The sequence below is a fragment of the Burkholderia sp. FW306-1C-G01B genome, from assembly GCF_058781685.1.
The window spans coordinates 1-3,601 of the sequence record NZ_JBYSWZ010000033.1; the positions used below are offsets into that span (position 1 = coordinate 1).

General features: G+C 61.6%; 2 protein-coding genes. One reads left to right on the plus strand and one right to left on the minus strand.

The features are described from left to right. Positions 1–247: 247 nt before the first annotated feature. Positions 248–2,398 carry a hypothetical protein gene (locus AC3WLY_RS35125; RefSeq protein WP_492310897.1) on the plus strand — a complete coding sequence of 717 codons (2,151 nt, stop codon included), beginning with the start codon at positions 248–250 and terminating at the stop codon, positions 2,396–2,398. Positions 2,399–2,423: 25 nt separating this feature from the next. On the opposite strand, the gene AC3WLY_RS35130 is transcribed toward AC3WLY_RS35125, so the two are convergent. After that, complete coding sequence (locus AC3WLY_RS35130) at positions 2,424–3,443, minus strand: AraC family transcriptional regulator (RefSeq protein WP_175963580.1); 1,020 nt, start codon at positions 3,441–3,443, stop codon at positions 2,424–2,426. Between the last annotated feature and the right edge of the window lie 158 nt (positions 3,444–3,601).

The window sequence follows — 3,601 nt, forward strand, 5'->3', positions numbered from 1 at the left end:
AAGCCGCGACGCGCCCCGGCATGCCGCGCGACGGATTGATGCATCGGCGAGGACCCGGTTGCAGCATCAAGGTACCCGCAATGCATACGCGCTGCTCGGCCCGATACGGACCGCAAGAATTATCAAGCCGCGCCCTCAACCGCTTGATAGATTCGTGACCGACACGCCCCGCGTCCGCTCGACGGCATCGCAGGTGGCGCGCTCCACAGCTCCACGTGCTCACCGTATCTTTGCCAAGGAGAAAAACATGCGCACTCAATTCCCCACCGCGGTCAGTCTAACGGCGGGTTCGTTCGGCGACCGGCCGGACCATGCCCCTTTCATAGCCCAGCTGATCGGAATCGGCAACGACCCCCAGTCGCCCGGGCGACTCTACGGCTACGCGTGGCAGGCGCAGTCCGGTGCATGGATGATGCCGAGCTACAACGCGCTCGCCTTCGCCGGCGCGCGGTCGTACGGTCAGATTCAGCTCGTAGCGGGCAACGGCGGATTTCTCCAGGCGTTGGGCACCGATTCGTCCACGCACCGCCTTTACCTGCCGGCGTACTACAACGGCGAGTGGCGAGCGCCCAGCGGCTATGCGGCAGGCCCGTTGGGCCCCGATCGCGGTTACGTCGAACAGCTAGCCTGCGGGCCCGGCACCAACGGTTTGCAAGTCATCGGCCTGGGACAGAGCGACCGGCTGCCGTACCTTGCCGTCACGCAGTCGAATGACGGTAGCTGGCACGCAGGCGGCAACGAGCCACTGACGCGTCAACGACAGTACCGGACACTTCAGTTGGGCGTTGGTAGCGGCAGCGGACGTTACGATCTTCCGCAACTGATCGGAATAGGCGCAACGGATGGCTTCGCCTACCTGATCGCGTGGCAGAACAGCTCGCACCAATGGAATCCAGTGGGCGAGCGCAGCCAGCGTCTCGGCTCCAACGCCGGCGCGTCCTATCGGGACATACTCGTTCAGCACGACATTCATCACAATCTTTATGTCTTCGGGCTAACGAACCAAGGACAGATCGTCAGGATTTCCCGTCAAGACGCTGACGGCAACTGGCACCAGGAGTTCACGCCGGTCACGCCGCAAGGTTATAGCTATGTAGCGATGCATTCGATCCTGTTCGGCAAGCGAGCGTATCTCGTCGGCGTCCAGGCCGGCGGTCGCGCACTGCCGCTCGCGTGGACCGACGGTGACGGCAAGTGGCAGACGCCCAAAGCGCAACCCGCATCGGCGCAGGCGATCTCCGTTAGGCTGGCGGGCGGCGCAGATGGCAATCTTCAGGTGCTCGGCATCGACAACAATCAGGAGCCGCGCGTCGTGATGTGGTGCGACAACCGGACTGACGTGCCCGGCGGCCTCTGGCACAACGACGGCCGCAGCCTCGCGCAAAGCTCCGACACGGGGCGGCTCTCCGCGAACCGGCTGACCGATCCGAGACAGGCTTTCGAGCGGCTGAACATCGACGGCTCTGGCGTCTATCGGCATACGTACACCCATATGGAATACGACTTCGGGATTAGCCACTATCAGGGCATGGCCCGTTGGAACCAGTTCGATCTTCTCACCCACGACTCTCGCGACATCGCCCAGCCGAACGGAGAAATCCGTATCGTGAATCGCGACGCGGCCGTCGAACGCCGCGAGCTTCGAACCACGACGAAGCCGGACTGGTGGAATCATCCGGGTGGCTGTCAACTGGTGGGAGACTACCTGCTTGTCGAAGTGGAGCGCGAGTGGCCGGCCACCGATCCGGGCTCGAGCTACCTGAACATCTTCTGGCTTGGCGGTCTGAACGACCTGCATCGTCCGATCCGCATGCCCGCGCTGCTCGAACCAGGTATCAGTGTCGCGTCGATCGCAGTCGTCGATGTCGGCTCTTTCGACGATCTGCGATACCTTGTCGCGATCAACCAGTCAAAGACTGTCCATTTTTATCTCAGTAACAATTGTCTTCTCGACGACCCCGAATTCGCGCTCGAGCCGCTGTTCGAGGCGAGAACGGAGCACGGCTCGGATAACATGAATCTGCTGAGGGCCAAAGACGGTTCGCTCTATCTGCTGAGTCTGGCGGGCGATCTGGAGGGCAGCGATTTGAACCCCAAGGCGATCGACGACTGGGCAGGTCTGTACCGCATCGACCTCGATAAGCGCGCGATAACGTTGCTGTCGAACCGGCATGTCCTGGCGGAAAACCGAACGAAGATCAGGGACCCGCATTTTCGTTACGGGGCGGGCAGCATCGTGACGGGAGCGTCGAATCTAACTATCTTCATGTGTGGAAGAAACGACGATAGACCTGGCATACCTGGCGGCGTGAAGGATCTCTCGGTGATCGAGTTTTCCCGCGCGCTCGGCGAAGCCGGCCAGGCCGGCACAAGCGCCGTTTCAGGCGTGACCGCGTGACAGCCTGCGTCCCCGTGGTCGGCGGCTAAACTACGTTTCCGGTCCTGGCGCGGGCACCTGTGGGTCGCGACGGTGCCCGCAGCCAGGCAACCGGCAGCATCAGATCGAAGCGCTGCGAACCGCCCACATTCAACCACGGCGGTTCGCGGTAACACTCGTATGCACAGGTGAGTTCCATGCGCAATTCGTCCGCCATCGTCGGCAGCCACGCGGTGCTCAATACCCGATAGGTCGAAAATATCTGGTCGTACGGCGCATCGTGCGAGAGCACTCCGTAGGCTCCTGCTCTGAACGGCAGACGCGCCAGGCCCGAACGGCGATGATCGTAATCGGATGTGACAATCGCGCAGTCATAGCGGATAAATGCGTTATGCACGATCTCCGGACTGTCGTACGCAATGCCGATCGCCTGGAACCGTTCGGGTGCGATCCCCAATACTTGCAGGTGTTCCACGAACCGTTGCCAGTGCGTTTCCACGCTCGCATACGGTCCATAAAAACGCATCGCCAGCAACGGAACCTGCTGCTGCTCGCACACCCGGATTTCCGCCACGCGTCCCCGCTCCTCGGCAGTCGGAAAACTTACCTGTTGGCGAGCATGACTGCGGTACTCCGACGGAACGCGCCCAAACTGGGCATAGAAGGCTCTGACGAACGCCTCGTGGCTCGCATATCCTGCCATGAACGCGATATCGATCACCGGATGGCCGGTGATCCATAGATGCAGGGCGGCACGCTCCAGCTGGATACGGCGGCGATAGGCGGCCGGCGACTGCCCCAGCAGCTTCTTGAAGTAGCGTTGGAAGTGATGCGGACTGAGATCCGCCTGGGCGGCGATATCGTCGAGTCGCATCTGGCCATCGAGGCGCTGCTCCATGAAGCGCACCGCTGCAAGTACGCGCCAGTCGTCGAGCATGGCCGGCGGGGCGCGCCATGCCGACACCACGCCGGCTGCGGCGGGATTGACATGCAGCAGCGACCTTTCGCTGTCGACAAGTTTGCCCTGAAGCTCCGGATCGACTGCGGCGACAAGACAGGTCGACATGGCATCCCGTGCGATTGACGTGAGGAGAGCGTGGCGCTATTGAATCTGAATCAATTTGTGCACTCACTAGGAGTGCGGTTCGATGTATATCCGACAATGGTATACAGATACGTTTGCGAGCTGGGGAATATTTCCGGCGTTGCCGTAAACCGCAATTA

Coding starts and splice junctions, on each gene's coding strand:
- AC3WLY_RS35130 (WP_175963580.1), bottom strand. CDS start 3,443: ATGTCGACCTGTCTTGTCGCCGCAGTCGATCCGGAGCTTCAGGGCAAA.
- AC3WLY_RS35125 (WP_492310897.1), top strand. CDS start 248: ATGCGCACTCAATTCCCCACCGCGGTCAGTCTAACGGCGGGTTCGTTC.